Annotated in this window: 21 protein-coding genes; 9 read left to right on the plus strand and 12 right to left on the minus strand. The window is 73.2% G+C overall.

Annotated elements, in window-relative coordinates:
- The first annotated feature begins 34 nt into the window (after positions 1-34).
- From ACFZCD_RS32465 to ACFZCD_RS32475, 3 genes are all read left to right on the plus strand, one after another.
- Positions 35-409 carry a helix-turn-helix domain-containing protein gene (locus tag ACFZCD_RS32465; RefSeq protein WP_391836649.1) on the plus strand — a complete coding sequence of 125 codons (375 nt, stop codon included), beginning with the start codon at positions 35-37 and terminating at the stop codon, positions 407-409.
- A 183-nt stretch (positions 410-592) separates the two neighbouring features.
- Positions 593-1,063, plus strand: coding sequence for a Dps family protein (locus ACFZCD_RS32470; protein ID WP_391836650.1), 471 nt, complete (start codon positions 593-595; stop codon positions 1,061-1,063).
- A gap of 70 nt (positions 1,064-1,133) precedes the next feature.
- On the plus strand, positions 1,134-1,346 hold the full coding sequence (locus ACFZCD_RS32475) for a hypothetical protein (RefSeq protein ID WP_391836651.1): 213 nt from the start codon (positions 1,134-1,136) through the stop codon (positions 1,344-1,346).
- 375 nt (positions 1,347-1,721) lie between these two features.
- Here the strand turns inward: ACFZCD_RS32475 and ACFZCD_RS32480 are convergent, their stop codons facing one another.
- From ACFZCD_RS32480 to ACFZCD_RS32490, 3 genes are all read right to left on the minus strand, one after another.
- Positions 1,722-2,534, minus strand: coding sequence for a DNA-formamidopyrimidine glycosylase family protein (locus ACFZCD_RS32480; protein ID WP_391836652.1), 813 nt, complete (start codon positions 2,532-2,534; stop codon positions 1,722-1,724).
- Positions 2,535-2,619: 85 nt separating this feature from the next.
- Positions 2,620-7,374 carry an ATP-dependent helicase gene (locus ACFZCD_RS32485; RefSeq protein ID WP_391836653.1) on the minus strand — a complete coding sequence of 1,585 codons (4,755 nt, stop codon included), beginning with the start codon at positions 7,372-7,374 and terminating at the stop codon, positions 2,620-2,622.
- A 238-nt stretch (positions 7,375-7,612) separates the two neighbouring features.
- Positions 7,613-8,533, minus strand: coding sequence for a hypothetical protein (locus ACFZCD_RS32490; protein ID WP_391836654.1), 921 nt, complete (start codon positions 8,531-8,533; stop codon positions 7,613-7,615).
- A 79-nt stretch (positions 8,534-8,612) separates the two neighbouring features.
- Between ACFZCD_RS32490 and ACFZCD_RS32495 the strand changes: the two genes are divergently transcribed.
- The 4 genes from ACFZCD_RS32495 to recX all read left to right on the plus strand — a co-directional run bounded on the left by ACFZCD_RS32495 (position 8,613) and on the right by recX (position 11,930).
- Complete coding sequence (locus tag ACFZCD_RS32495) at positions 8,613-8,807, plus strand: DUF3046 domain-containing protein (RefSeq protein WP_391836655.1); 195 nt, start codon at positions 8,613-8,615, stop codon at positions 8,805-8,807.
- A gap of 123 nt (positions 8,808-8,930) precedes the next feature.
- The gene (locus ACFZCD_RS32500; RefSeq protein ID WP_391836673.1) at positions 8,931-9,989 is read left to right on the plus strand and encodes an AI-2E family transporter; all 1,059 of its coding nucleotides are present in this window, start codon (positions 8,931-8,933) and stop codon (positions 9,987-9,989) included.
- A 186-nt stretch (positions 9,990-10,175) separates the two neighbouring features.
- Positions 10,176-11,306, plus strand: coding sequence for a recombinase RecA (gene recA / locus ACFZCD_RS32505; RefSeq protein ID WP_391836656.1), 1,131 nt, complete (start codon positions 10,176-10,178; stop codon positions 11,304-11,306).
- 3 nt (positions 11,307-11,309) lie between these two features.
- Positions 11,310-11,930, plus strand: coding sequence for a recombination regulator RecX (gene recX, locus ACFZCD_RS32510; protein ID WP_391836657.1), 621 nt, complete (start codon positions 11,310-11,312; stop codon positions 11,928-11,930).
- Positions 11,931-12,014: 84 nt separating this feature from the next.
- On the opposite strand, the gene ACFZCD_RS32515 is transcribed toward recX, so the two are convergent.
- The 8 genes from ACFZCD_RS32515 to ACFZCD_RS32550 all read right to left on the minus strand — a co-directional run bounded on the left by ACFZCD_RS32515 (position 12,015) and on the right by ACFZCD_RS32550 (position 18,584).
- Positions 12,015-12,398, minus strand: a complete 384-nt coding sequence (locus ACFZCD_RS32515) for a rhodanese-like domain-containing protein (protein WP_391836658.1) — start codon at positions 12,396-12,398, stop codon at positions 12,015-12,017.
- Entirely contained in the window at positions 12,395-12,937 is a 543-nt protein-coding gene (locus ACFZCD_RS32520) for a cysteine dioxygenase (protein ID WP_391836674.1), read from the minus strand. The genes ACFZCD_RS32515 and ACFZCD_RS32520 overlap by 4 nt, the downstream gene beginning before the upstream one ends.
- Before the next feature lie 97 nt (positions 12,938-13,034).
- Positions 13,035-13,121 (minus strand): putative leader peptide, encoded by an 87-nt coding sequence (locus ACFZCD_RS32525; RefSeq protein ID WP_353620253.1) that lies wholly within the window; start codon positions 13,119-13,121, stop codon positions 13,035-13,037.
- 32 nt (positions 13,122-13,153) lie between these two features.
- The gene (locus ACFZCD_RS32530; RefSeq protein WP_391836659.1) at positions 13,154-14,935 is read right to left on the minus strand and encodes an FAD-dependent monooxygenase; all 1,782 of its coding nucleotides are present in this window, start codon (positions 14,933-14,935) and stop codon (positions 13,154-13,156) included.
- Positions 14,936-15,168: 233 nt separating this feature from the next.
- Positions 15,169-16,077, minus strand: a complete 909-nt coding sequence (locus ACFZCD_RS32535; RefSeq protein WP_391836660.1) for an amino acid ABC transporter permease — start codon at positions 16,075-16,077, stop codon at positions 15,169-15,171.
- A complete protein-coding gene (locus ACFZCD_RS32540) occupies positions 16,074-16,724 on the minus strand; it encodes an amino acid ABC transporter permease (protein ID WP_391836661.1) in 651 nt (216 codons plus the stop codon). The genes ACFZCD_RS32535 and ACFZCD_RS32540 overlap by 4 nt, the downstream gene beginning before the upstream one ends.
- Before the next feature lie 39 nt (positions 16,725-16,763).
- Positions 16,764-17,687 carry a glutamate ABC transporter substrate-binding protein gene (locus tag ACFZCD_RS32545; protein ID WP_391836662.1) on the minus strand — a complete coding sequence of 308 codons (924 nt, stop codon included), beginning with the start codon at positions 17,685-17,687 and terminating at the stop codon, positions 16,764-16,766.
- A 120-nt stretch (positions 17,688-17,807) separates the two neighbouring features.
- Positions 17,808-18,584 (minus strand): amino acid ABC transporter ATP-binding protein, encoded by a 777-nt coding sequence (locus ACFZCD_RS32550; RefSeq protein WP_391836663.1) that lies wholly within the window; start codon positions 18,582-18,584, stop codon positions 17,808-17,810.
- 269 nt (positions 18,585-18,853) lie between these two features.
- On the opposite strand from ACFZCD_RS32550, the gene ACFZCD_RS32555 reads away from it, so the two are divergent.
- Together ACFZCD_RS32555 and ACFZCD_RS32560 are read left to right on the plus strand one after the other, a co-directional pair.
- The gene (locus tag ACFZCD_RS32555) at positions 18,854-19,561 is read left to right on the plus strand and encodes a response regulator transcription factor (RefSeq protein WP_391836664.1); all 708 of its coding nucleotides are present in this window, start codon (positions 18,854-18,856) and stop codon (positions 19,559-19,561) included.
- A 15-nt stretch (positions 19,562-19,576) separates the two neighbouring features.
- The gene (locus ACFZCD_RS32560) at positions 19,577-21,019 is read left to right on the plus strand and encodes an ATP-binding protein (protein ID WP_391836665.1); all 1,443 of its coding nucleotides are present in this window, start codon (positions 19,577-19,579) and stop codon (positions 21,017-21,019) included.
- Positions 21,020-21,155: 136 nt separating this feature from the next.
- Here ACFZCD_RS32560 and ACFZCD_RS32565 read toward each other — a convergent pair whose 3' ends face one another.
- Positions 21,156-22,154, minus strand: coding sequence for a TAXI family TRAP transporter solute-binding subunit (locus ACFZCD_RS32565; RefSeq protein ID WP_391836666.1), 999 nt, complete (start codon positions 22,152-22,154; stop codon positions 21,156-21,158).
- Positions 22,155-22,186: the final 32 nt, after the last annotated feature.

A 22,186-nucleotide genomic window follows, 5' to 3' on the forward strand; every position in this document is an offset into this window, starting at 1 on the left:
GATCCGGATTCGCGGTCCAAGGAGGGAGCCACCGATGATTCTGCTCCGTCGCCTGCTGGGTGACGTGCTGCGTCGGCAGCGCCAGCGCCAGGGCCGCACTCTGCGCGAGGTCTCCTCATCCGCCCGGGTCTCGCTCGGTTACCTCTCCGAGGTCGAGCGGGGGCAGAAAGAGGCGTCCTCCGAGCTTCTCTCCGCAATCTGCGACGCTCTGGACGTACGGATGTCCGAGGTCATGCGCGAGGTCAGCGATGAATTGTCGCTCGCCGAGCTGGCGCAGTCGGCAGCGGCGAGCGAGCCGGTACCCGCGCCGATGCGGCCGATGTTCAATGCGGTGTCCGTGACGTCCGTGACGGGGGAGCGTGTGACGATCAAGGCTCCCGCCGAGGCCGTGGACGTCGTCGCGGCCTGAGGCGTTTTCACGAAGTCCCGGTCGGGTGTCCGACCGGGATTTCGCGTATCCGGAAGCCATCCGTTTTGTGATGGTGTGCGATGGCGGGGTGATGGGAAGGCGGATAAAAAGACGAACAACACGGAGCGAACGGGCTGAACCGCGAGATGGCGGTTCCAACCCGTTGAGATAGGGAGGATCTGGATGTCTGTCGTCAAGAGCTCGCTGCCCGAGCACGACCGCCAGACGGTCGGAGATGCCCTCCAGGGCGCCCTCGTCGACCTGGTGGACCTTTCGCTGGTGGCCAAGCAGGTGCACTGGACGGTCGTGGGCCCGCGTTTCCGCTCCGTCCACCTGCAGCTGGACGAGGTCGTGGCGAGCGCCCGGCTGCACGCCGACACCGTCGCGGAGCGCGCCTCGGCCCTCGGCATCGCGCCGGACGGCCGCGCCGAGACCGTCGCGAAGACCAGCGGCATTGACCCGGTCGGCGGCGGCTGGTGCAGGGACACCGAGGCCGTGCAGACCCTCGTCTCCGCGCTCGGTGCCGTGATCGCCCGGATGCGCGAGCGCATCCGCGCCACCGAGGAGCCGGACCCGGTCACCCAGGATCTTCTGATCGGCCTGACCGGCGACCTCGAGAAGCATCACTGGATGTTCCAGGCGGAGAACGCCTGAGGCGCGCCCCCGCCTGCCGTGCGGGCCCTCTCCGGTGGCGGCTGCGCCCCGGCCGCGCTCTCCTGGGGTCATGGACGAGCACCCGGTGATCCGCTTCACGAACGAGCTGATGGTGCTCACGGACCTCGACCAGACCACGGCCGGGGCTTTCGTGCGCCGCGTGTACCAGGAGGGCGTGCACGAGGGGGAGCAGCGGCTGATCACCGACCTGCACCAGCGCGACCGCAGGATCGGCGAGCTGGAGCAGGAGCTGGCGCGGCTGCGCGGCGAGGACCGCGGCTGACCACGGACGCCGCAGGGCGCGTACGGGCCCGCAGCGCGCCGCCGCCGGCTTCCGGTGCGCTCTCCCGTGCCAGGGGAAAGCCGGTCTAGCGTCGGCCGAAGGAGGCAGCCATGGTCCGGCGTGAATTCTGGGGCTGCCGCCGGCCGTACGCCCTGCTGCGGCGGGTGACAGCCCTCGTAGCCGGCGGAGTGTGGTGGTGGGCGCTGCTGCGGCTGCTCACCCAGCAGGAGCCGCCGGGCACCGCGGACGGTCTGGTCCTCGCGGGCGGATGGGGGCTGAGCCTGCTGCCGGTGCACTGTGCTCCCTGGCAGCGACGCGCGGCCGGGGAGGGCTGGGGTGGCTGCCTGCGGAAGCTCGGGGCTTCACTCTTTCGGCTTAATCGCCCGAGGGCCCGGCGGGGCCCGGGCCCGGCTGACAGGCAGGGCACCAGTACGTGACGCGCTCCTGCCCCGGATCCCCCTGGTCCGCGGTGCGCAGCGGCGTCCCGCAGCGGCGGCAGGGCCGGCCCGCGCGGCCGTACACCCACACGCGGTGGTCGTGGCGCGGGTCGCCCGTGGTGATGCGGGCGGCGCGGGCCTTGTTGGCCTCCAGGAGCTTCCGGGCGAGGGCCGGCAGCCGCTCGGGCGCCGGGACGTCACGGACCGGGAGCCAGGGCGAGAGCCGGAGCATGAAGCAGATCTCCGACTTGTAGACATTGCCGATGCCGGCCAGGTTGCGCTGGTCGAGCAGGGCCTCGCCGACGGGCCGCCCGGGGTCGGCCAGCAGCCGGCGCAGCGCCTCCTCGGCGTCCCAGCCGGGGCCCAGGAGGTCCGGGCCGAGGTGGCCGACCACGGTGTGCTCGTCGGCGGTGCGCAGCAGCTCCAGCACGGGGAGGCGGTAACCCACCGCCGTCCGGTCGGCGGTGGCCAGCACGGCGCGGATCTGGTGCCCGGGGCCGCCGCGCCAGCGCTCACCGGGGGCGTAGACGCGCCACGCGCCGTCCATCCGCAGGTGGGAGTGGAGGGTGAAGCCGCCTTCCACGCGCGTGAGCAGATGCTTGCCCCGCGGGAGGACTCCGGTGACCCGGCGGCCGGTGAGGTCCACGGTGGCGAGCGCGGGAACGCGCAGGTCGGAGCGGACGAGCGGGCCGCCGGTCAGGGCGCGGTCGAGCTCGCGTGCGGTGCGCCAGACGGTGTCTCCCTCGGGCATGTGCTCCTCCGTTCTTTCTCCGGGGCCGCGGGCTTCATCCGGGGCTGCGGGATTCCGGGCCGCGGTCCTTCCTGCTGCGGGTGCCTCAGGGGGCCCGGAGACGCAGCCCCTTGGGGGTGGCGTGGAAGCCGGCCGCCTCCAGCAGCGGCCCCAGCGGGGAGGAAAGGGCGGAGGCGCCGTTGATGCGCTCGACGGTGACGGTGCCGAGCGCGCCCGCCCGGGCGGCACTCGCCAGGGCCTCGGCGGCCTCGCGCAGCCCGGCGTCGTCCGCGTCCGCCGCTTCGGCCCCCTCCTGCTGCGGCCAGGCGAGCAAGGTCTTGCCGCCGCGCTCCATGTAGAGCGCGAGGGCGCCGTCGAGGAGGACGACCAGGGAGCCCGCCTTGCGCCCCGGCTTGTGGGTCGCCCCGGCGGGCGGCTCCGGCCAGGGGAGGGCCGCACCGTAGGCGTTGGCGGGGTCGGCGGCTGCGAGGACGACGGCCCGGCTGCGGCGGGCGGCGGACGACGCGGCGGGGGCCTCCCACGGGGCGCCGGGCGCGGCGGCCGGGGCACCGGCGGAGCGGTCGCGCGCCGTGCTCGCGGCCCGCAGCCGGTCGACGGCGCCGTCCATCGCGAACTGCGCGGCGCCCAGGCCCTCCACCACGTAGCCGCGCCGCGCCTGGCCGCTCTCCTCGAAGACGGACAGCACCCGGTACGCGGCGGAGAAACCGCCCTCGACGCCTTCGGCGGCCACGGCTCCCCGGGTGACCACGCCGTGCCGGTCGAGGAGCGTGCGGGCCAGGGCGTGCGCGCGGTGGGTGGGATCGGGCTCGGGGGCGGGCAGCAGGGACCAGCGGCCCGCGACGGTGGGCGGTCCGCCGCGCGAGGCCGCCGGCAGGGTGGGGACGCCGCCGCGGGCCGTAAAAGAGCCGTAACGGCCGCGCGGCACCGCGCGCTTGGCGCGGTGCGCCGTCGAGCCCGCCGTCCGTCCCGAGCCGAGGAGGGTGCGGAGCGGGGCGAGGGTGTCGTTGGTGAGCCGGCCCGACCAGGCCAGGTCCCAGACGGCCTCCGCGATCTGCGGCTCCGTGCCGTCGGGGACGGTGGCGCGGACCCGCTCGGCGATCTGGCGGAAGAACAGGCCGTAGCCCCCGGAGAGCGCGTCGAGGACGGCCTGGTGCAGGGGCGAGAGCTCCAGCGGGTGAGGCGCCGGCAGCAGGAGGGGCGCCGCGTCGGCTAGCAGCAGCGAGACCCAGCCGTCCTTGCCGGGGAGGGCGCCCGCGCCGGCCCAGACGACCTCGCCCGCCGCGGTGAGCTCGTCGAGCATGGACGGGGTGAAGTCCCGTACGCGGCCGGGCAGCACCAGCTTCTCCAGGGCCGACGCCGGGACCGGCGCGCCCTGCAACTGCTCGACGGCGCGCAGCAGTCCGTCGGCGCCGCGCAGGCTGTGCGTGCCGACGTGCTGCCACTGGGGGAGGAACGCGGCCAGTGCGGTGGGCGGGACGGGCTCCAGCTCGTGCCGCAGCGCCGCGAGGGAGCGGCGTCGGAGCCTGCGCAGGACCGCGGCGTCGCACCACTCCTGGCCGATCCCCGAGGGGTGGAATTCGCCTTGGACGACGCGGCCGGCGGCCATGAGGCGCTGGAGCGCGCCGTCGGTGACGGCCGTGCCGAGGCCGAAGCGTGCCGCGGCCTCGGCCGACGTGAAGGGGCCGTGGGTCCGGGCGAACCGGGCGAGGAGGTCGCCCAGCGGGTCCTTGACGGGCTCGGTGAACGCCTCGGGGACGCCTACGGGGAGCGCCGTGCCGAGGGCGTCGCGCAGCCTTCCCGCGTCCTCCACCGCGGCCCAGTGGTCCTCCCCGGCGATCCGTACGCGGATGGCGCGGCGGGCCTCCGCCAGCTCCCGCACCCAGCCCGGCTCGGCGCCCCGTGCGGCCAGCCCGGCGTCGGTCAGCGGGCCGAGCAGCCGCAGCAGGTCGGCCACGCTCTCCGGGTCCTTGGCGCGCCGGTCGTCCGTGAGCCACTGCAGCTCGCGCTCCAGCCCGGCCAGGACCTCCGCGTCGAGGAGCTCGCGCAGCTCGGCCTGGCCCAGGAGCTCGGACAGCAGCCGCGAGTCCAGGGACAGGGCGGCGGCGCGGCGCTCCGCGAGCGGCGAGTCGCCCTCGTACAGGAACTGGGCGACGTAGCCGAAGAGCAGCGAGCGGGCGAACGGCGACGGCTCCGGGGTGGTGACCTCCACCAGGCGGACACGGCGGGATTCGATGTCGCCCATGAGTTCGGTGAGGCCGGGGACGTCGAAGACGTCCTGGAGGCACTCGCGCACGGCCTCCAGGACGATCGGGAACGAGCCGAACTCGCTCGCCACCTGCAGCAACTGGGCGGCGCGCTGGCGCTGCTGCCACAGCGGGGTGCGCTTGCCGGGGTTGCGCCGTGGCAGCAGCAGGGCACGGGCGGCGCACTCGCGGAAGCGCGAGGCGAACAGGGCGGAGCCGCCCACCTGGTCGGTGACGATCTGGTCGACCTCGCCCTTGTCGAACGTGACGTCCGCGGCGCCGACGGGCGACTGCTCGCTGTCGTACTCCGTGCCCCCGCGGGCGGGGTCGGCGTCGAGCAGGTCGAGGCCCATGAGGTCGGCGTCGGGCAGCCGCAGCACGATGCCGTCGTCGGCGTGCATCACCTGGGCGTCCATGCCGTACCGCTCGGCGAGCCGGGCGCCCAGGGCGAGCGCCCACGGGGCGTGCACCTGGGCGCCGAACGGCGAGTGGACGACGACGCGCCAGTCGCCCAGCTCGTCGCGGAAGCGCTCCACGACGATGGTCCGGTCGTCCGGGACGTGCCCGCAGGCCTCGCGCTGCTCGCGCAGGTAGGCCAGGACGTTGTCCGCGGCCCAGGCGTCGAGCCCGGCGGCCGTCAGCCGCTCCCGGGCGGCCTCCGGTGCGGCGGATCCCACCTCGCGCAGGAACGCGCCCAGGGCCCGGCCCAGTTCGAGCGGGCGCCCCAGCTGGTCGCCCTTCCAGAAGGGCAGCCGCCCGGGGACGCCCGGGGCGGGGGTGACGAGGACCCTGTCGCGGGTGATGTCCTCGATCCGCCACGAGGTGGTGCCGAGGGTGAAGACGTCGCCCACGCGCGACTCGTAGACCATCTCCTCGTCCAGCTCGCCTACCCGGCGGCCGCCCTTGGCGCCGTCCTTGGAGTCGGCGCCGGCCAGGAAGACGCCGAACAGGCCGCGGTCGGGGATGGTGCCGCCGGACGTGACGGCCAGCCGCTGCGCGCCCGGGCGCCCCGAGACCGTGCCGGCCACGCGGTCCCACACCAGGCGCGGCCGCAGCTCCGCGAAGGCGTCGGAGGGATAGCGCCCGGCGAGCATGTCGAGCACCGCCGTGTAGGCCGACTCGGGCAGTGCGGCGAACGGGGCGGCGCGCCGTACGAGGGCCAGCAGCTCCTCCACGTCCCACGCGTCGACGGAGACCATGGCGACGATCTGCTGGGCCAGGACGTCCAGCGGATTGGCGGGCACCCGCAGCGACTCGATGGACCCCGACCGCATGCGCTCGGTCACCACGGCCGCCTGCACCAGGTCTCCCCGGTACTTGGGGAAGACGACGCCCGTGGACACGGCGCCGACCTGGTGGCCCGCGCGGCCCACCCGCTGCAGCCCGGAGGCGACCGAGGGCGGCGACTCGACCTGGACGACCAGGTCCACCGCGCCCATGTCGATGCCCAGCTCCAGGCTGGAGGTGGCGACGACGGCGGGCAGCCGGCCCGCCTTGAGGTCCTCCTCGACCAGGGCGCGCTGCTCCTTGGAGACCGAGCCGTGGTGTGCGCGGGCCAGGACCGGCGGCGCCCCCCGGGCCGCGCCGGACTCGGCCATCAGCTCGGCGGGGGAGTGGTGCTCGGGCAGGGGCTCGCCCGTGGCGCGCTCGTAGGCGATCTCGTTCAGCCGGTTGCACAGCCGCTCGGCCAGGCGGCGGGAGTTGGCGAAGACGATGGTGGAGCGGTGCGCCTGGACGAGATCGGCGATGCGCTCCTCGACATGGGGCCAGATCGACGGCCTGTCCTTGCCGTCACCGCCGTCCTGCACCGGGGAGCCGCCCAGCTCGCCCAGGTCCTGCACCGGGACGACGACCGACAGGTCGAACTCCTTGCCGGACGGCGGCTGGACGATCTCCACCCGCCGCTGCGGCGAGAGGTAGCGCGCCACCTCGCCGACCGGCCGGACCGTCGCGGAGAGGCCGATGCGCCGCGCGGGGCGGGGCAGCAGTGCGTCGAGCCGCTCCAGGGACAGGGCGAGGTGCGCGCCCCGCTTGGTGCCCGCGACGGCGTGGACCTCGTCGAGGATGACCGTCTCCACGCCCGCGAGGGCGTCCCTGGCGGCGGAGGTGAGCATCAGGAACAGCGACTCGGGCGTCGTGATGAGGATGTCCGGCGGCCGGTTCACGAGCGCCCGGCGCTCGGCCGGCGGGGTGTCCCCGGAGCGGATCCCGACGCGCACCTCCGGCTCGGGCTGACCGAGCCGGACGGCCTCCTGCCGGATGCCGGTCAGCGGGCTGCGGAGATTGCGCTCCACGTCCACCGCGAGGGCTTTGAGCGGGGACACGTAGAGCACCCGGCAGCGCTTCTTGGTCTCGGCGGGCGGCGGGGTGCTCGCCAGCCGGTCCAGCGAGGCGAGGAAGGCGGCGAGGGTCTTGCCGGATCCCGTGGGCGCTACCACGAGGACGTCCGACCCCGCACCGATCGCGCGCCAGGCGCCGGCCTGCGCCGCCGTGGGCGCGCTGAAGGCCCCCGTGAACCAGGCACGGGTCGCGGGGGAGAACCCCGCGAGGGCCCCGCCCGCATCCGCCGCCGCACCACCGGCACTCTCGTCCGCCATGCCACCCATCGTGCACCGCGCCACTGACAATGCCCCGGACCTGCAGGTCAGCCACGGTCGGCCGGGCGCACGAGGCATCGCCCGGGGCGGCTGCTGCACGGGGCGGTGAGGCGGTGGGTGCATGAGGCGGCGGCTGCCGCATGGGGCGGTGACGTGGTGGTTGCATGAGGCGGTGGCTGCCGCACGGGGCGAGGTGACCGGCCGGCGCGACGGGCGTCGCGCGACGGCACGGAGTGCGTCACACGTCGCGGTCGTACGCGCGCAGGGTCAGCAGCGCGCTGAGGGTCACCATGGGCCGGCACTCCAGACGGGTGCCGGGGGCCCACTCGCGCCAGCGGACCGGCCAGCCGCCGTCCTCCTGCTGCGAGGCGGCGAGGAAGTCCAGCGACCGTTCCAGCTCCGCGTCGGTGAACCAGGAGCGGGCCATCGAGCCGGGGGCGGGCGCGAAGTCGTGCGGGTAGTGGTGCTCGCCCGGTGCGTATCCCTCGGGGACGGGGTAGTCGGCGACGCGCGCGGGGTCCAGGACCGCCAGCCGCTGCTCCCGGACGACGCGGCCCAGGCGTTCGGCCGCCGTCCGCGCCCGGGCCCGGTCCGGCGCCCCGTCCAGGAAGGCGACCGCCGCCTCCACCTCGTACGGGTGAGTCCGCGCGCCGTTCCCGAGGGCTTCCACGGCGGCCCAGCAGAAGTCGGTGGCCCGGAACAGCCACGCGTGCCACACCTCGTTGCCGTGCAGCAGGCCCACCACGGGGCCGGTGGTCAGGAGGTCGCTCGGCGGGTCGTCCACCACCGGGATCCACGGGGCCGCCGGATAGCCGCGCAGCGAGGGGTGGAGCGCGGGCAGCGCGCCGTCGGGGGTGGAGACGGCCGTCAGGTAGCGGCAGACGCGCTCCATGCGCCGGTCGCCGCAGCGGCCGATCTCGTCGAGGACGCGCAGCGCGTAGACGGTGTGCAGCGGCTGGCTCACGGGGCCGCGCAGATCCGGCTCCAGGGCGAAGCCGTACCCGCCGTCCTCGCCGAGATAGGCCGTCAGGGCCGCTTCCACGGCGTCTGGACCGCCGTCCAGGAAGTGAAAGGCGAATCTCCGCTGTTCGAGGACGCGGGCGGTGAGCCAGATGAACTGTTCGGCACGGACTGCGGGGGATGCTCCGGATCGGGCCATGCACCGACCGTAGGCCGGAAAACGGCCCCGGTCAGCGGCTCGTGGCGGGCAGCACCCTCAGGGGCGGGATACTGGGCGCATGCGGTTGACGGTTTTCTGGCAGCGGATGGCGAATCATTTCGGCGCGGCGTACGCCGACTCCTTCGCGCGCGACCACGTGATGTCCGAGCTGGGCGGAAGGACGGTGCACGAGGCGCTGGACGCCGGCTGGAACGCCAAGGACGTGTGGCGCGCGGTGTGCCGGGCGATGGACATCCCTGACGACAAACGCTGACATACCGGGCACCTTCCGTCGCAAGGTGCCGTTCTTCTGGTTCGTCCGATAGGCCACACTTGCGGCGTGGCTGACGATCCCGCTCCGGAACCCGCCCCACCACCGCCCCCGCCCGCCGCCGGCATGCCGCTCTGGCTGCCCCGTGCCATGGTGACCGCGCTCGCCCTGTTCGCCTGCTTCATGCTGGCGGTCTGGGCCTTCCAGCAGCTCATCGGGCTGCTGCTGAACGTCCTGATCGCCTTCTTCCTCGCCTTGGCCATCGAGCCGGCCGTGGCGCGGCTGTCCGCCCGCGGCATGCGCCGCGGCCTCGCGGCGGGACTGGTCTTCCTTGCCGTCACGGTCGTCGTCGCCGGCTTCGTCGCCCTGCTCGGCTCGATGCTGGCCGACCAGATCGTGACCATGGTGGAGAACTTCCCCTCGTACCTGGACGCGGTCATCAAGTGGATCAACAGGGTGTTCCGCACCAGGCTGTCCCGCGTGCAGATCCAGGAGAGCCTGCTGCACTCGGGCTGGCTGCAGCGGTACGTGAAGAGCAGTGCCGGCGGCGTCCTGGACGTCTCGGCCACCGTCCTGGGCGGGCTGTTCCAGCTGCTGACCGTGGTGCTGTTCTCGTTCTACTTCGCGGCGGACGGGCCCCGGCTGCGCCGCGCCCTGTGCTCCGTGCTGCCGCCCCGCCGGCAGGCCGAGGTGCTGCGCGCCTGGGAGCTGGCCGTCGCCAAGACCGGCGGCTACATCTACTCGCGCGCCCTCATGGCGCTGATCTCCGGCATCGCCCACTACGTGCTGCTGGTGACCCTCGGGGTGCCGTACGCCCCGGCCCTCGCGATCTGGGTGGGCTTCGTCTCGCAGTTCATCCCGGCGATCGGCACCTACCTCGCGGGCGCCCTGCCCGTGCTGCTCGCCTTCACGGTGGACCCCTGGTACGCGGTGTGGGTGCTCGGCTTCGTCGTGGTCTACCAGCAGTTCGAGAACTACGTGCTGCAGCCGCGCATCACCGCCAGGACCGTCGACATCCACCCCGCCGTCGCCTTCGGCTCGGTGGTCGCGGGCGCCGCCCTGCTCGGGGCGGTGGGGGCGCTGGTGGCCATCCCGGCGACGGCGACGCTGCAGGCGTTCCTCGGCGCGTACGTGCGGCGGTACGAGGTCACCAACGCCGCGGCGGGCCCGGAGTGGCGCGCTTGACAGCGAAATCGAACATCCATTCTTATGGGGTTCCCCGGCGCTGTGGAGCCGTGTGCGGGACCCCGTCCCGGGCCCTTCGCGGGCCGGGTTATCCACAGGCCGGAGCGACGCCCGGGCGCATTGTCAGTGGCAGGCGTTAGCGTCGTGGACGTGAAGCGATCGACTCAAGCAAACCGGGTGGAACCCATGGCAGGCACCGACCGCGAGAAGGCGCTGGACGCCGCGCTCGCACAGATTGAACGGCAATTCGGCAAGGGCGCCGTGATGCGCCTCGGAGAGCGGCCGAACGAGCCGATCGAGGTCATCTCCACCGGGTCGACCGCTCTCGACGTCGCCCTCGGCGTCGGCGGGCTCCCGCGCGGCCGTGTGGTGGAGATCTACGGACCGGAGTCCTCCGGTAAGACGACCCTGACCCTGCACGCCGTGGCCAACGCCCAGCGCGCCGGCGGCACGGTGGCCTTCGTGGACGCCGAGCACGCCCTCGACCCCGAGTACGCCAGGAAGCTCGGCGTCGACATCGACAACCTGATCCTGTCCCAGCCGGACAACGGCGAGCAGGCCCTGGAGATCGTCGACATGCTGGTGCGCTCCGGCGCGCTCGACCTGATCGTCATCGACTCCGTGGCGGCCCTGGTGCCGCGTGCGGAGATCGAGGGCGAAATGGGTGACTCGCACGTGGGTCTCCAGGCCCGCCTGATGAGCCAGGCGCTCCGGAAGATCACCAGCGCGCTCAACCAGTCCAAGACCACCGCGATCTTCATCAACCAGCTCCGCGAGAAGATCGGCGTGATGTTCGGCTCCCCGGAGACCACGACCGGTGGCCGGGCGCTGAAGTTCTACGCCTCGGTGCGCATCGACATCCGCCGCATCGAGACCCTGAAGGACGGCACGGAGGCGGTCGGCAACCGCACCCGCTGCAAGGTCGTCAAGAACAAGGTCGCGCCGCCCTTCAAGCAGGCCGAGTTCGACATCCTCTACGGCCAGGGCATCAGCCGCGAGGGCGGCCTGATCGACATGGGCGTGGAGCACGGCTTCATCCGCAAGGCCGGCGCCTGGTACACCTACGAGGGCGACCAGCTCGGCCAGGGCAAGGAGAACGCCCGCAACTTCCTCAAGGACAACCCGGCCCTCGCCGACGAGATCGAGAAGAAGATCAAGACGAAGCTGGGCGTGGGCGGCAAGGCCGAGGAGCCGGAGGCCGAGCCCGCCGCGGATGCGGCAGGTGCCGCGGCGGACGCCTCGGCGAAGTCCGTGCCCGCCCCGGCGGCAGCGAAGTCCACGGCGAAGGCGGCCAAGGCCACGGCTGCCAAGAGCTGATCCATGACACGGCGATGGGATCCCCGGCCGGCCCCCGGGGAAGACCTGCCCGGACCGGACGCGGACGACCGTACCGGCGGTGGCGCCCCTTCCTCGTCGAGGGCCGGGGACGAGGCGCCGCCGCGGCCCGAGGAGCAGGCGCGGGCGATCTGCCTGCGCCTGCTCACCGGGACCCCGCGCACCCGTAAGCAGCTTGCGGACGCCCTGGCCAAGCGGGGGATCCCGGACGAGGTCGCCGAGGAGGTCCTCTCCCGCTTCGAGGACGTGGGCCTGATCGACGACGCGGCGTTCGCCGGGGCCTGGGTCGAGTCCCGGCACCACGGCCGGGGCCTGGCCCGCCGTGCCCTCGCGCGCGAGCTGCGCACCAAGGGCGTGGACTCCGCGGTGATCGACGAGGCCGTGGGGCAGCTCGACGCCGAGCAGGAGGAGCGCACCGCCCGCGAGCTGGTCGAGCGCAAGCTCCGCGCCACCCGCGGGCTGGACCGCGAGAAGCGGCTCCGCCGCCTCGCCGGGATGCTGGCCCGCAAGGGTTATGCCGAGGGCCTCGCCCTGCGCGTGGTGCGCCGCGCGCTGGAGGAGGAGGGCGAGGACCCGGAGCTGCTGGATCATCTGGCGGACATGTAGGCGCGGTCATACAGGCGTCCTACAGGGACGGTCATACAGGCATGGACGTACAGGCACGGCGGGCAGTGTCACTCCGCCGTGGCGTCAGCGCGCCCCGGTGTCCACCGGCAGCCCCGCCGCGCGCCAGGCCTGGAAGCCGCCTGCCAGGTCCGTGGCGCGGTGCAGGCCCAGCAGGCGCAGGGAAGCCGCCGCCAGGCTGGAGGCGTAGCCCTCGTTGCAGATCACGACCACTCGCAGGTCGTGCCCGGTCGCCTCGGCAGCGCGATGCTCGCACAGCGGGTCGAGCCGCCATTCCAGTTCGTTGCGCTCGATCACGAGCGCGCCCGGGATGGTCCCGTCGCGCTCCCGCAGCGCCGCGTACCGTATGTCGACCAGCAGCCCGCCCCCGGCCCGGGCGGCCGCGGCCTCCTCGGGGCCGAGCCGGTCGAGGCCCTCGCGGGCGGCCGCCAGCAGCTCTTCGACCCTCACGCCCACTCCTCCGGCCACTCCACCTGCTCCAGCCGCAGCACCTGCCCGGTGCGGCCGTACCGCCGCATCAGGGGCAGCGGCGGGTAGTACGCGTGCACGGACACCGCGTGCTGCTCCGCCGAGGCGTTGAGCACCTGGTGCACATGGTGGGCGCCGAAGGCCCGCCCTTCCCCCTGGGGCAGCCGCCGTTCGCGGTCGAGGCCGTCCGCCAGCTCCAGCGTCTTCCAGCCGTCGGTGGGCAGCCGGGCCGCCAGCGAGTGCTCCGTCAGCGCGCCGCCCGCGACGGCGAAGGCGCCGTGCGAGCCGCCGTGGTCGTGCCAGCCGGTGCCGCTGCCCGGCGGCCAGCCGATCAGCCAGGCCTCGCTGTCGCCCGGCCCGTTGAGCCGCATCCAGGTGCGCCCTTCGGGATCCAGCGGGAGGGAGGAGACCAGCCGGGCATCGGCGGCCGCGCGGCGGGCGAAGGCGAGAAGGTCCGCCTCGGAGGGCGCGCCCGGGGCGCCGGAGGAGACCGGGGAGGAGCCGGGCACGGGTGTGGGCAGGGGAAGGAACACGGGAGCCGTCCTGAGTGATCGCGAAGGGGCGCGCGGCGGCCGGCGCACAAGAGCGCACACGCAGGCCGCGCGGAGGGAATGCGGATCAGCAGGACGGACGACAGACGCAGCCCGCGTAGCGGACGAGGTCCAGATGGACCCTCCGCCAGAAGTGCGCGCCGCTGTCAGTCACGTTCCGTAGTCAACCATGGCGTTCGGTGCGGGTCAACGGTTGGCAGCAGCTTCGCTGGGGGCTCCCGCGGACGCCTGCGCGCCCCTTGAGCCCTCGTCACCCCCGGAGACGGCCCCCGGGGCCGGGTCCTCGGAGCCGGCGAGCTGTGCCGCACCGGCCGGTACGGCACGGGTCCGTCCCTCGCCGCCGGGCCCCGTGCCGCCGCCGGCGGCCCCACCCCGTACGGCGTCCGCGCACGCGTACAGCTCCGCAGGCCGCACCCCCGCCAGGGCCGCCACCAGATGCCCGTCCGGCCGCACCACCAGCACCGTATGGGCCGGGGCGCCCGGGTACTCGTCGGTGACCAGCAGTTCGGCGCGCAAGGGGAGGGCACTGACGGCGGCCTCCAGCCCCGGCATGAGGCCCGCGTCCGCCCAGTGCCGCCGCTCCCACACGCCGCTGCCCGGGGCGGTCAGGAGCACCAGGAGGTCGCCGCCCAGCCGCTCCCGCAGCCGTACGCGGGAGCCGTCCGGGGCCGTCACCGGCACGTTCTCGGCCTGGGCCCCCAAGGGCGTGGCCACTGCGACGGATCCGGCGGGCGGTGCCGCCGGGGCCAGGGGCGTATCGGGGTACGAGGGGGGCGCGCCCAGCTGCCCGCGCCCCACGTGGGCATCGGTGAGCAGCTCGTCGTGCCCGCGCAGGGCGCCCGGCACCAGCGTGCGGCGCACGTTGCTCCACCCGCCCGCGCCCCGCACCGCCGGCAGCGCCCGGTCGGCGGCGCGCAGCCGCGCCCCGATCGCTCCGCGCCGCTCGGCTTGGTAGCTGTCGAGCAGGCTCTCGGAGGCGCCGTGGTGCCAGGCGAGGGCCAGCTTCCAGGCCAGGTTCCCGGCGTCGCGCAGCCCCTCGTCGAGCCCCTGCGCGCCGAGCGCCCCGAGCAGGTGGGCGGCGTCGCCGGCGAGGAAGGCGCGGCCGGTGCGCATCCGGCGCGTGAGGCGGTGGTGCACGGTGTGCACACCGGTGTCCAGGAGCTCGTACGGCGGCACCTCGCCGCACCAGGCGGTCAGCGAGTCGCGCACGCGCGCGAGGAGCGCGTCGGGCGTGACGAGTTCACCACCGGGCGGCAGGGGCCAGTCGAGCCGCCAGACGCCGTCCGGCAGGGGGCGGGCGGTCACTTCGCCGCCCCGTGGGGGCGACCGGTGGAGCACGGCCTCGCCGGGCCACGGCAGCTCGGTCCGGAGCGCGGCGACCGCGTACCGCTCGACGGCCGTACGGCCCGGGAAGCGCGCGCCGAGCAGCTTGCGCACGGTCGACCGGGCGCCGTCGCAGCCGACGAGGTAACTGCCCCGCCACGCCGAGCCGTTGTCCCCGCGGAGGTGCGCGGAGACCCCGTAGGCGTCCTGCCGGAGGTTCTCCAGCCGGCCGGCGGGGACGATGCGCACCCTGTCCTCGCGGGCGAGTGCGGCCCGGAGCGCTCGCGTCAGTGCGTGCTGCGGCAGATGCAGCGGAGCCTCTCCCGGCCCCTCCGCGCCTTCGGCTCCGTCGCTCCCCGAGGACGCCCCGGGAAGTGCGAATGACAGCTGGGTGACCACTGCGCGCCGCCGCATGGTGCGCCAGCCCGTCCACCGGCTGCCGTCGTCCGTCGCGCACCCCAGCCGCTCCAGCAGGGCGGCGGTGTCGGGGCCGAGCACGGCCGTGCGGGCCAGGCGCTCCTCGTCCGGCGCGGGGCCGTCGGCCGGAGCCTCGTCGAGGAGGACGACGCGCACTTCGTGGCGCGCCAGACAGAGGGAGAGCATGAGGCCGACCGGGCCGGCCCCCACGACGATCACCGGGTCCACGGCACGGCTCCCGGGCATCCGCCGCGGCCGAGATCCCTGCCCGGGGCTCCACGGTACGTACGGGGCGTACGGGATGTATGGGGTCCGACGGGGGGAACGCGGTGCTCGATCACAGAACGTATGCAACCCACTGCGCGTGCGTGCGTCAAGTGATCAGGGCGCTCGCCGCGGCGCGCCGCACGGGGCGCGCCCCGTCGGCCGGGCCGGCCGACGGGGCGTCACCTGCGGGTTGGTCAGCCCGTATGCGAACCGTCCGCGCCGGAGGCGCCGGGCAGGCCGGCGGCCTGCCCGGTCGTGACGGCGCCGCCGGTCATCTTCATCGGAGGAGGCGTGCCCTTGCGCGAGCGCTGCGTGCGCCGTTCGACCCAAGTGGCCACCGAGGACAGCGCCAGGCAGAGCACGATGTAGATCGAACCGAAGACGATCACCATCGGGATGAACGCGTAGACGCCGTTCACGGGCTTGGTCTGCTCGGCGAAGGCCTTGCCGACGAAGAGCAGTTCCTCGTAGAGGATGATGAATCCGAGCGAGGTGTCCTTGAGGGTCACCACGAGCTGGCTGATGATTGACGGCAGCATCGTCCGGACGGCCTGGGGGATCAGGACGCTCACCATCGCCTGGGTCTTGCGCAGCCCCAGGGCGTAGGCCGCCTCGCTCTGCCCGCGCGGCACCGCCTTGACCCCGGAGCGGAAGATCTCCGCCTGCACGGAGCCGTTGTAGAGCGTGAGGCCCAGGACAAGTGCCCACATCGGGTCGGCGGTGAAGACCCCCGCGAACAGCAGGAAGATCATGATCACCAGCGGCATGGCGCGGAAGAACTCGACCACCACCGTGGCCGCCCAGCGCACCGGCCGGTGGTCGGACAGCCGTGCGGCCGCCAGCACCGCGCCCAGCGCGAGCGAGAGGACCGCCGCGATCGCGAACGTCTTGAGGGTCGTCAGCAGCCCGTCGACGATCCGCTGATGGGTGTCGGTGTACTCGTAGTCGTCCCACAGGCCGGGCTGGAACTGGCCGGTGTCGTCCAGCTTGTGGACGACGAAGGCGACCAGGGCGAGGATCGCGACGGTGGACAGCGCCCCGTAGAGGCGGTTGCGGGCGCGGGCCCGGGGGCCGGGGGCGTCGTAGAGGACGTTCGCGCTCATCGGGCCACCGCCAGCCGGGTCTCCAGCAGCCGGAACAGGCCGCTGATCGCGAGAGTGATGATGATGTAGCAGATCGCGATCCAGAGGAAGATCACGTAGATGTTGTAACCGGCGTCGGCGTTGAGGGACTTCTGCACCGAGCCGAGCTGGGTCACGTTGAAGCCCGACGCGATCGCCGTGTTCTTGGCGAGGGCGATCATCAGGCTGCCGATGGGCGGCACGGCGGTCCGGGTGGCCTGGGGCAGGACGACCTGGCCCAGCGTCTGGCCGAACGTCATCCCGAGCGATCGGGCCGCCTCCGCCTGGCCCACCGGCACGGCGTTGATGCCGGACCGGACGGCCTCGCAGACGAACGCCGAGGTGTAGCAGCCGAGCGTCAGCACGGCGAGCCAGAAGGAGTCCCAGCCCTTGAGGCCGAGGGCGGGCAGGCCCAGGGTGACGGCGAGGAAGAGCAGCACCAGGGGGGTGTTGCGCAGCAGCGTCACCCAGGCGGTGCCGAACACGCGCAGGGCGGGTACCGGGGAGACCCGGAACGCCGCCATCACTATGCCCAGCACCAGGGCCAGCAGACCGCCGAGCCCCGTGAGCTCGACGGTGCCGAGGAAGCCTTCGCGGAACTCCGCGAAGTGGTCCGACAGAACGTTCAAGGCGGCTCTCCCCGCGGGTCGTTGAGGGAACGGCAGTGGTCAGTAGCGGTCGACCGCGGGCGGGTTCGGCGCGGGGTTGCCGGAGAGGCCGATGGTGGCGTCGTACGCCTTCTTCCAGTCGCCGTTCTTCTCGTGCGCCTCGATGGCGTTGTTGACGGCGTCGCGCAGCGCCTTGTCGTCCTTCTTCAGACCGACGCCGTAGGGCTCCTGGGAGAACGGCTTGCCGACGACCTTCAGGGCGCCGTTGTTCTCCGCGGCGTAGCCCTTGAGGATGGCGTCGTCCGTCGTCACCGCGTCGACGGAGCCGGAGACGAGCTCCTGCACGCACAGCTGGTAGCCCTGCTGGGCCTTGGCCTCGGCGACCCCGTACTTGGGCTCCTTGATCCGCTTGAGCGGCGTGGAGCCGGTGGCCGAGCAGACCTTCTTGCCCTTGAGGTCGTCCGGGCCCTTGATGCTGCTGCCGGACTTCACGAGGAGGTCCTGTCCGGCGACGTAGTACGGGCCGGCGAAGTCGACCTGCTTCTTGCGCTCGTCGTTGATCGTGTACGTGCCGACGTAGAGGTCGACGCCGCCGCTCGCGATCTGCGTCTCGCGGCCCTCGGAGGGCACCGTCCTGAACTGGATGTGGGACTCGTCGAAGCCGAGGTCGGCCGCGATCATCCGGGCGATCTCCACGTCGAAGCCGGTGCGCTTCTTGGAGGTGGGGTTCTCGTACCCCATGCCGGGCTGGTCGGCCTTGGTGCCGATGGTGATCGTCTTGCCCTTGATCTTCTCGAACACGGGCGAGTCCTTGACCTCGGCCGAGGTGTTCACCTTGTAGGTCGGCAGGGCCGGCGCGGACTTGCCGTCGCTCGGCTTGCCGGCCTTGTCGTCGTCCGGGCTGCCGGACTTGCCGCAGGCGGTGGCGGCCGTGGTGAGCGCCAGCGCCACGGCGGCGGCTGCGACGGTCTTGCGGAGCTTCATGGTGAACATCCTTTGCGTCGGCAGGGGTTGGGAGTGGACAGGACGGCCGCGGCGGGCGGGGGAGAGGGACGCCGACCGGGAGCGGCGGGGCAGCCCGGTGAGAGGACCCGGGCGGCGCGGTCAGTGGTGGAGGATCTTCGACAGGAAGTCCTTCGCGCGGTCGCTGCGCGGGTTGCTGAAGAACTGGTCCGGCCGGGCTTCCTCGACGATGCGGCCGTCGGCCATGAAGACGACGCGGTTGGCGGCGGAGCGGGCGAAGCCCATCTCGTGGGTGACGACGACCATCGTCATGCCGTCCCGGGCGAGCTGCTGCATGACCTCCAGCACCTCGTTGATCATCTCCGGGTCGAGCGCGGAGGTCGGCTCGTCGAAGAGCATCACCTTCGGATCCATGGCCAGGGCGCGGGCGATGGCCACGCGCTGCTGCTGGCCGCCGGAGAGCTGGGCCGGATACTTGTCCGCCTGGGCGCCGACCCCGACCCGGTCGAGCAGGGCGCGGGCCTTCTCCTCGGCCTTGCGGCGGTCCGTCCTGCGCACCTTGACCTGGCCGAGCGTCACGTTCTCCAGAACGGTCTTGTGCGCAAAGAGATTGAACGACTGGAAGACCATGCCCACGTCGGCGCGCAGCCTGGCCAGCTCCTTGCCCTCCTGGGGCAGCGGTCTGCCGTCGATGGTGATCGACCCGGAGTCCGTGGTCTCCAGGCGGTTGATCGTCCGGCACAGCGTGGACTTGCCGGACCCCGACGGGCCGATCACGACGACGACTTCGCCGCGCGCGATGGTCAGGTCGATGTCCTGGAGGACATGCAGGGCGCCGAAGTGCTTGTTGACGCTCTTCAGGACGACCAGGGGGGCTGCGGCGGACGTCGTCCCGCCGGGCACCGATTCTTCGCTCATCGGCGTTCCTCGCTCCATCCTCCTCGATTGGGAGGACCCTAATGAGCGGCAACGACCAGCGTCATTACATCTGAGCTGAAATTGAGCATAACGATCCGGCCGCAAAGGGACACTCTGTGTGAAGGGGGCGCGCGGCGCGCGCGCCGGTCGCCCGGGCGTACCGGGTGGATAACGGAAGCCCCTTCACCCCTGGAACCCCCTTGACGGACCGGGCGTCCATCAGCGTGGATGCGGGGGTGCCCACGCCGCGGTCACAGGGAGGGGGCCTGATGAGGCTGCTGCTCGTGGAGGACGACGATCACGTCGCCGCGGCTCTGGCGGCGGTGCTGGCCCGGCACGGCTTCGAGGTCACCCACGCCCGGAGCGGCGACGAAGCGCTCCGCGCCCTGCTGCCGGACGCCGGTGCGCCCTTCGCCGTCGTCCTGCTCGACCTCGGCCTGCCCGACCAGGACGGCTTCGAGGTGTGCGGAAAGATCCGCAAGCGCACCGGCATCCCCGTCATCATGGTCACCGCCCGCGCCGACACCCGGTCCAAGATCCACGGACTCAACCTCGGCGCCGACGACTACGTGGTCAAGCCGTACGACACCGGTGAGCTCCTCGCCCGCATCCACGCGGTCGCCCGCCGCAAGCCCCCCGCGGAGAACGGCCAGGAGGAGACGCAGGAGGCCGCCGGGCCGCACTCGCTGCACCTGGGCAGCCTCACCATCGAACTCCCCAACCGCGAGGTCTCCGTGGCCGGTACGGCCGTTCCGCTCACCCGCAAGGAGTTCGACCTGCTGGCCCTGCTCGCCCAGCGGCCCGGCGTCGTCTTCCGCCGCGAACAGATCATCAGCGAGGTCTGGCAGACCAGCTGGGAGGGGACGGGCCGCACGCTGGAGGTGCACATCGCCTCCCTGCGCGCCAAGCTGCGCATGCCCGCCCTCATCGAGACGGTCCGCGGGGTCGGCTACAAAATCGTCGTCCCGGCCCGGTGAGAGCCTGCCAAGCCCGTGCGCACCCGACTCCTCCCGCTCCTCATCGTCCTGCTCGCGGGCGTGCTGCTGGCCCTCGGCTTCCCGCTGGCCGCGAGCATCGCCGCGGCCGAGCAGCAGCGCGTGGTCGTCGACCGCATCGACGACACCGCGCGCTTCGCCGCCCTCGCCCAGTTCGTCACCACCCGGCCGTTCGACCCCGAGGCCGGCACCGACGAGCGGCTCAACACCCTGCGCTTCGAACTCCTCCGATACGAGGAGCTGTACGACATCAGGGTCGGCATCTTCTACCGCGACGGGCAGGCCATGGCGGTCGCTCCCAGACGCTGGAGGGTGCCGCCCCAGGGTGAGGGCCAGCGGGCCTTCCAGGAGGCCCTGGCGGGGCGCCGCAGCCACGATCCGGGGCAGGTCTGGCCGCTGCAGCACAGCAGGCTCGCCGTGGCCTCCCCGGTCATCCGCGACGGCGACGTCGTGGCGGTCGTCGTCACCGACTCGCCCACGGGGCAGCTGCGGTCCCGGATCCTGCACTCCTGGCTGCTGCTCGTGGCGGGCGAGACCGCCGCCATGCTCGTCGCCGTCGCCGCCGCGTTCCGCCTCACGGGATGGGTGATGCGGCCCGTACGGACCCTGGACGCCGCCACGCACGGCATCGCCACGGGGCGGCTGAACTCCCGCGTCGCGGCCGACAGCGGGCCACCCGAACTGCGCCGCCTGGCACGCTCCTTCAACGAGATGGCCGACAACGTGGAGTCCGTCCTGGAGCAGCAGCGCGCCTTCGTCGCCGACGCCTCGCACCAGCTGCGCAACCCCCTCGCCGCGCTCCTGCTGCGCATCGACCTGCTCGCCCTCGACCTGCCCCCGGGGCACGGGGAGGTCGCCTCCGTACGGGCCGAGGGCAAGCGCCTCGCGCGCGTGCTCGACGACCTCCTCGACCTCGCGCTGGCCGAGCACGCGGCCGCCGACCTCCAGCTGACCGACATAGCGGAGATCGTCATCGACCGGGTGGGAGCCTGGTCCCCGGTCGCCGACCGCGAGCGGGTCGAGCTCTCCTACGACGGCCCGACCGCGGTGACCGGCTGGGCCGACCCGGTCGCCCTCTCCAGCGCCCTGGACGCCGTGGTGGACAACGCCCTCAAGTTCACCCCGGAGGGCGGCCCGGTGCACGTCAGCGTCGCGGTGGAGGCCGACAGCGTCGGCATCACCGTCGCCGACGGCGGCCCCGGCCTCACGGACGAGGAGCTCACCCGCATCGGCGACCGCTTCTGGCGCAGCAGCCGCCACCAGAACGTCTCCGGATCGGGCCTGGGGCTGTCCATCTCCCGGGCCCTCCTCGCGGCCGGAGGCGCCACCCTGACGTACGCGCCGAACGAGCCGCACGGCCTGCGCGCCATGATCAAGGTGCCGCGCCACGGCGGGGACGGTGCGGCCGGGCACGCGCGCGTGGCGCAGGCTCACCCGTAGGGCGGCTCCCTGCGGCTTCTTGCGGCTCCCTGCGGGTCTCTGCCGCTCCCTGCGCGTCTTGCGGTCCTCAGGGCTTGCCTTAAGGCCCTCAGGGCCTGCCTTGCGGCCCTCAGGGCTTGACCTACGGCTACGGCCTTCAGGGCTTGACCGACAGGTAGTAGCGGCGCGCTCCCGCGTGCAACTGCAGGGGGTCGGTGAAGATCGCCGTACGGAGGTCCACCTTCTGCGCGGCGTGCACCTGTTTCCCTATGCGGTCCCTGCTGTTCATCACCGACCGGGTGACGCTCTCCGCCAGCTCCGGATCCTCGTGCTCCATGGTCACGAGGAGGTTGGCGACCGCCAGCGTCTTCACCGCCTGCGCCGCCTGCAGCTCCGGGTACGCGTCCACGGGCATCACCGCGGCCCTGTAGTAGCGCGTCTGCGGCCCCTGCGCGTGCAAGGGCTCGATCAGATCGTTCAGCTGCACGAGGCGGATGGACAGCCGCAGACCGAGTGTCTGGACGGCGTTCGTGGGCAGCCCGCCGGACCAGAAGAACGCGTCCAGCTGCCCGCGCTCCAGCAGCCCCGGCATCCTGTCGATCCCGACCCGCACCGGAGTGATGTCCTTGTCGAAGTCGAGCCCTGCCGCCTTCAGCAGCCGCCGCGTGATCAGCTGCACCCCCGAGTCGTCCGTGCCCACGCCCACCCGCAGTCCCCGCAGGTCGCGTGCGGACTGCACGGGCGACTTCTTCTCCACCACCAGCTGGATGTAGTCGTCGTACAGCCGCGCGCAGGCGCGCAGGCTCCCGGCGCCCGGCTTCCCCTCGTCGCGGTAGGTGGCCACCGAGTCCGCGGTGGCCAGGGTGAAGTCCGCCTCGCCGGACGTGAGCTGCCGCAGGTTGTCCAGCGACCCCTGGCTGCGCCGCAGCCGTACGTCCAGGGAGGGCATGTCCCGCGCCAGGTCCTCCTTGAGGAGGTCCCCGTACTTGGCGTACACGCCGGTCGGCACCCCCGTGGCGAACGACATCCGGCCGGTCGGCGACGTGTCGCCGTGCAGGGACACCAGCCACCACACCAGCAGGGTGAGCACCACGGCGCCCACGGCGGCCGTGCGGGCGGCGCGGCGTCCGCCGGGGCGGAGGTATCGGGGAAGCATGGGCGGATCCTGCCAGGCCCGGGCGGGCTGCG

The sequence above is a fragment of the Streptomyces sp. NPDC008001 genome (assembly GCF_042958085.1).
GTDB lineage: Bacteria > Actinomycetota > Actinomycetes > Streptomycetales > Streptomycetaceae > Streptomyces.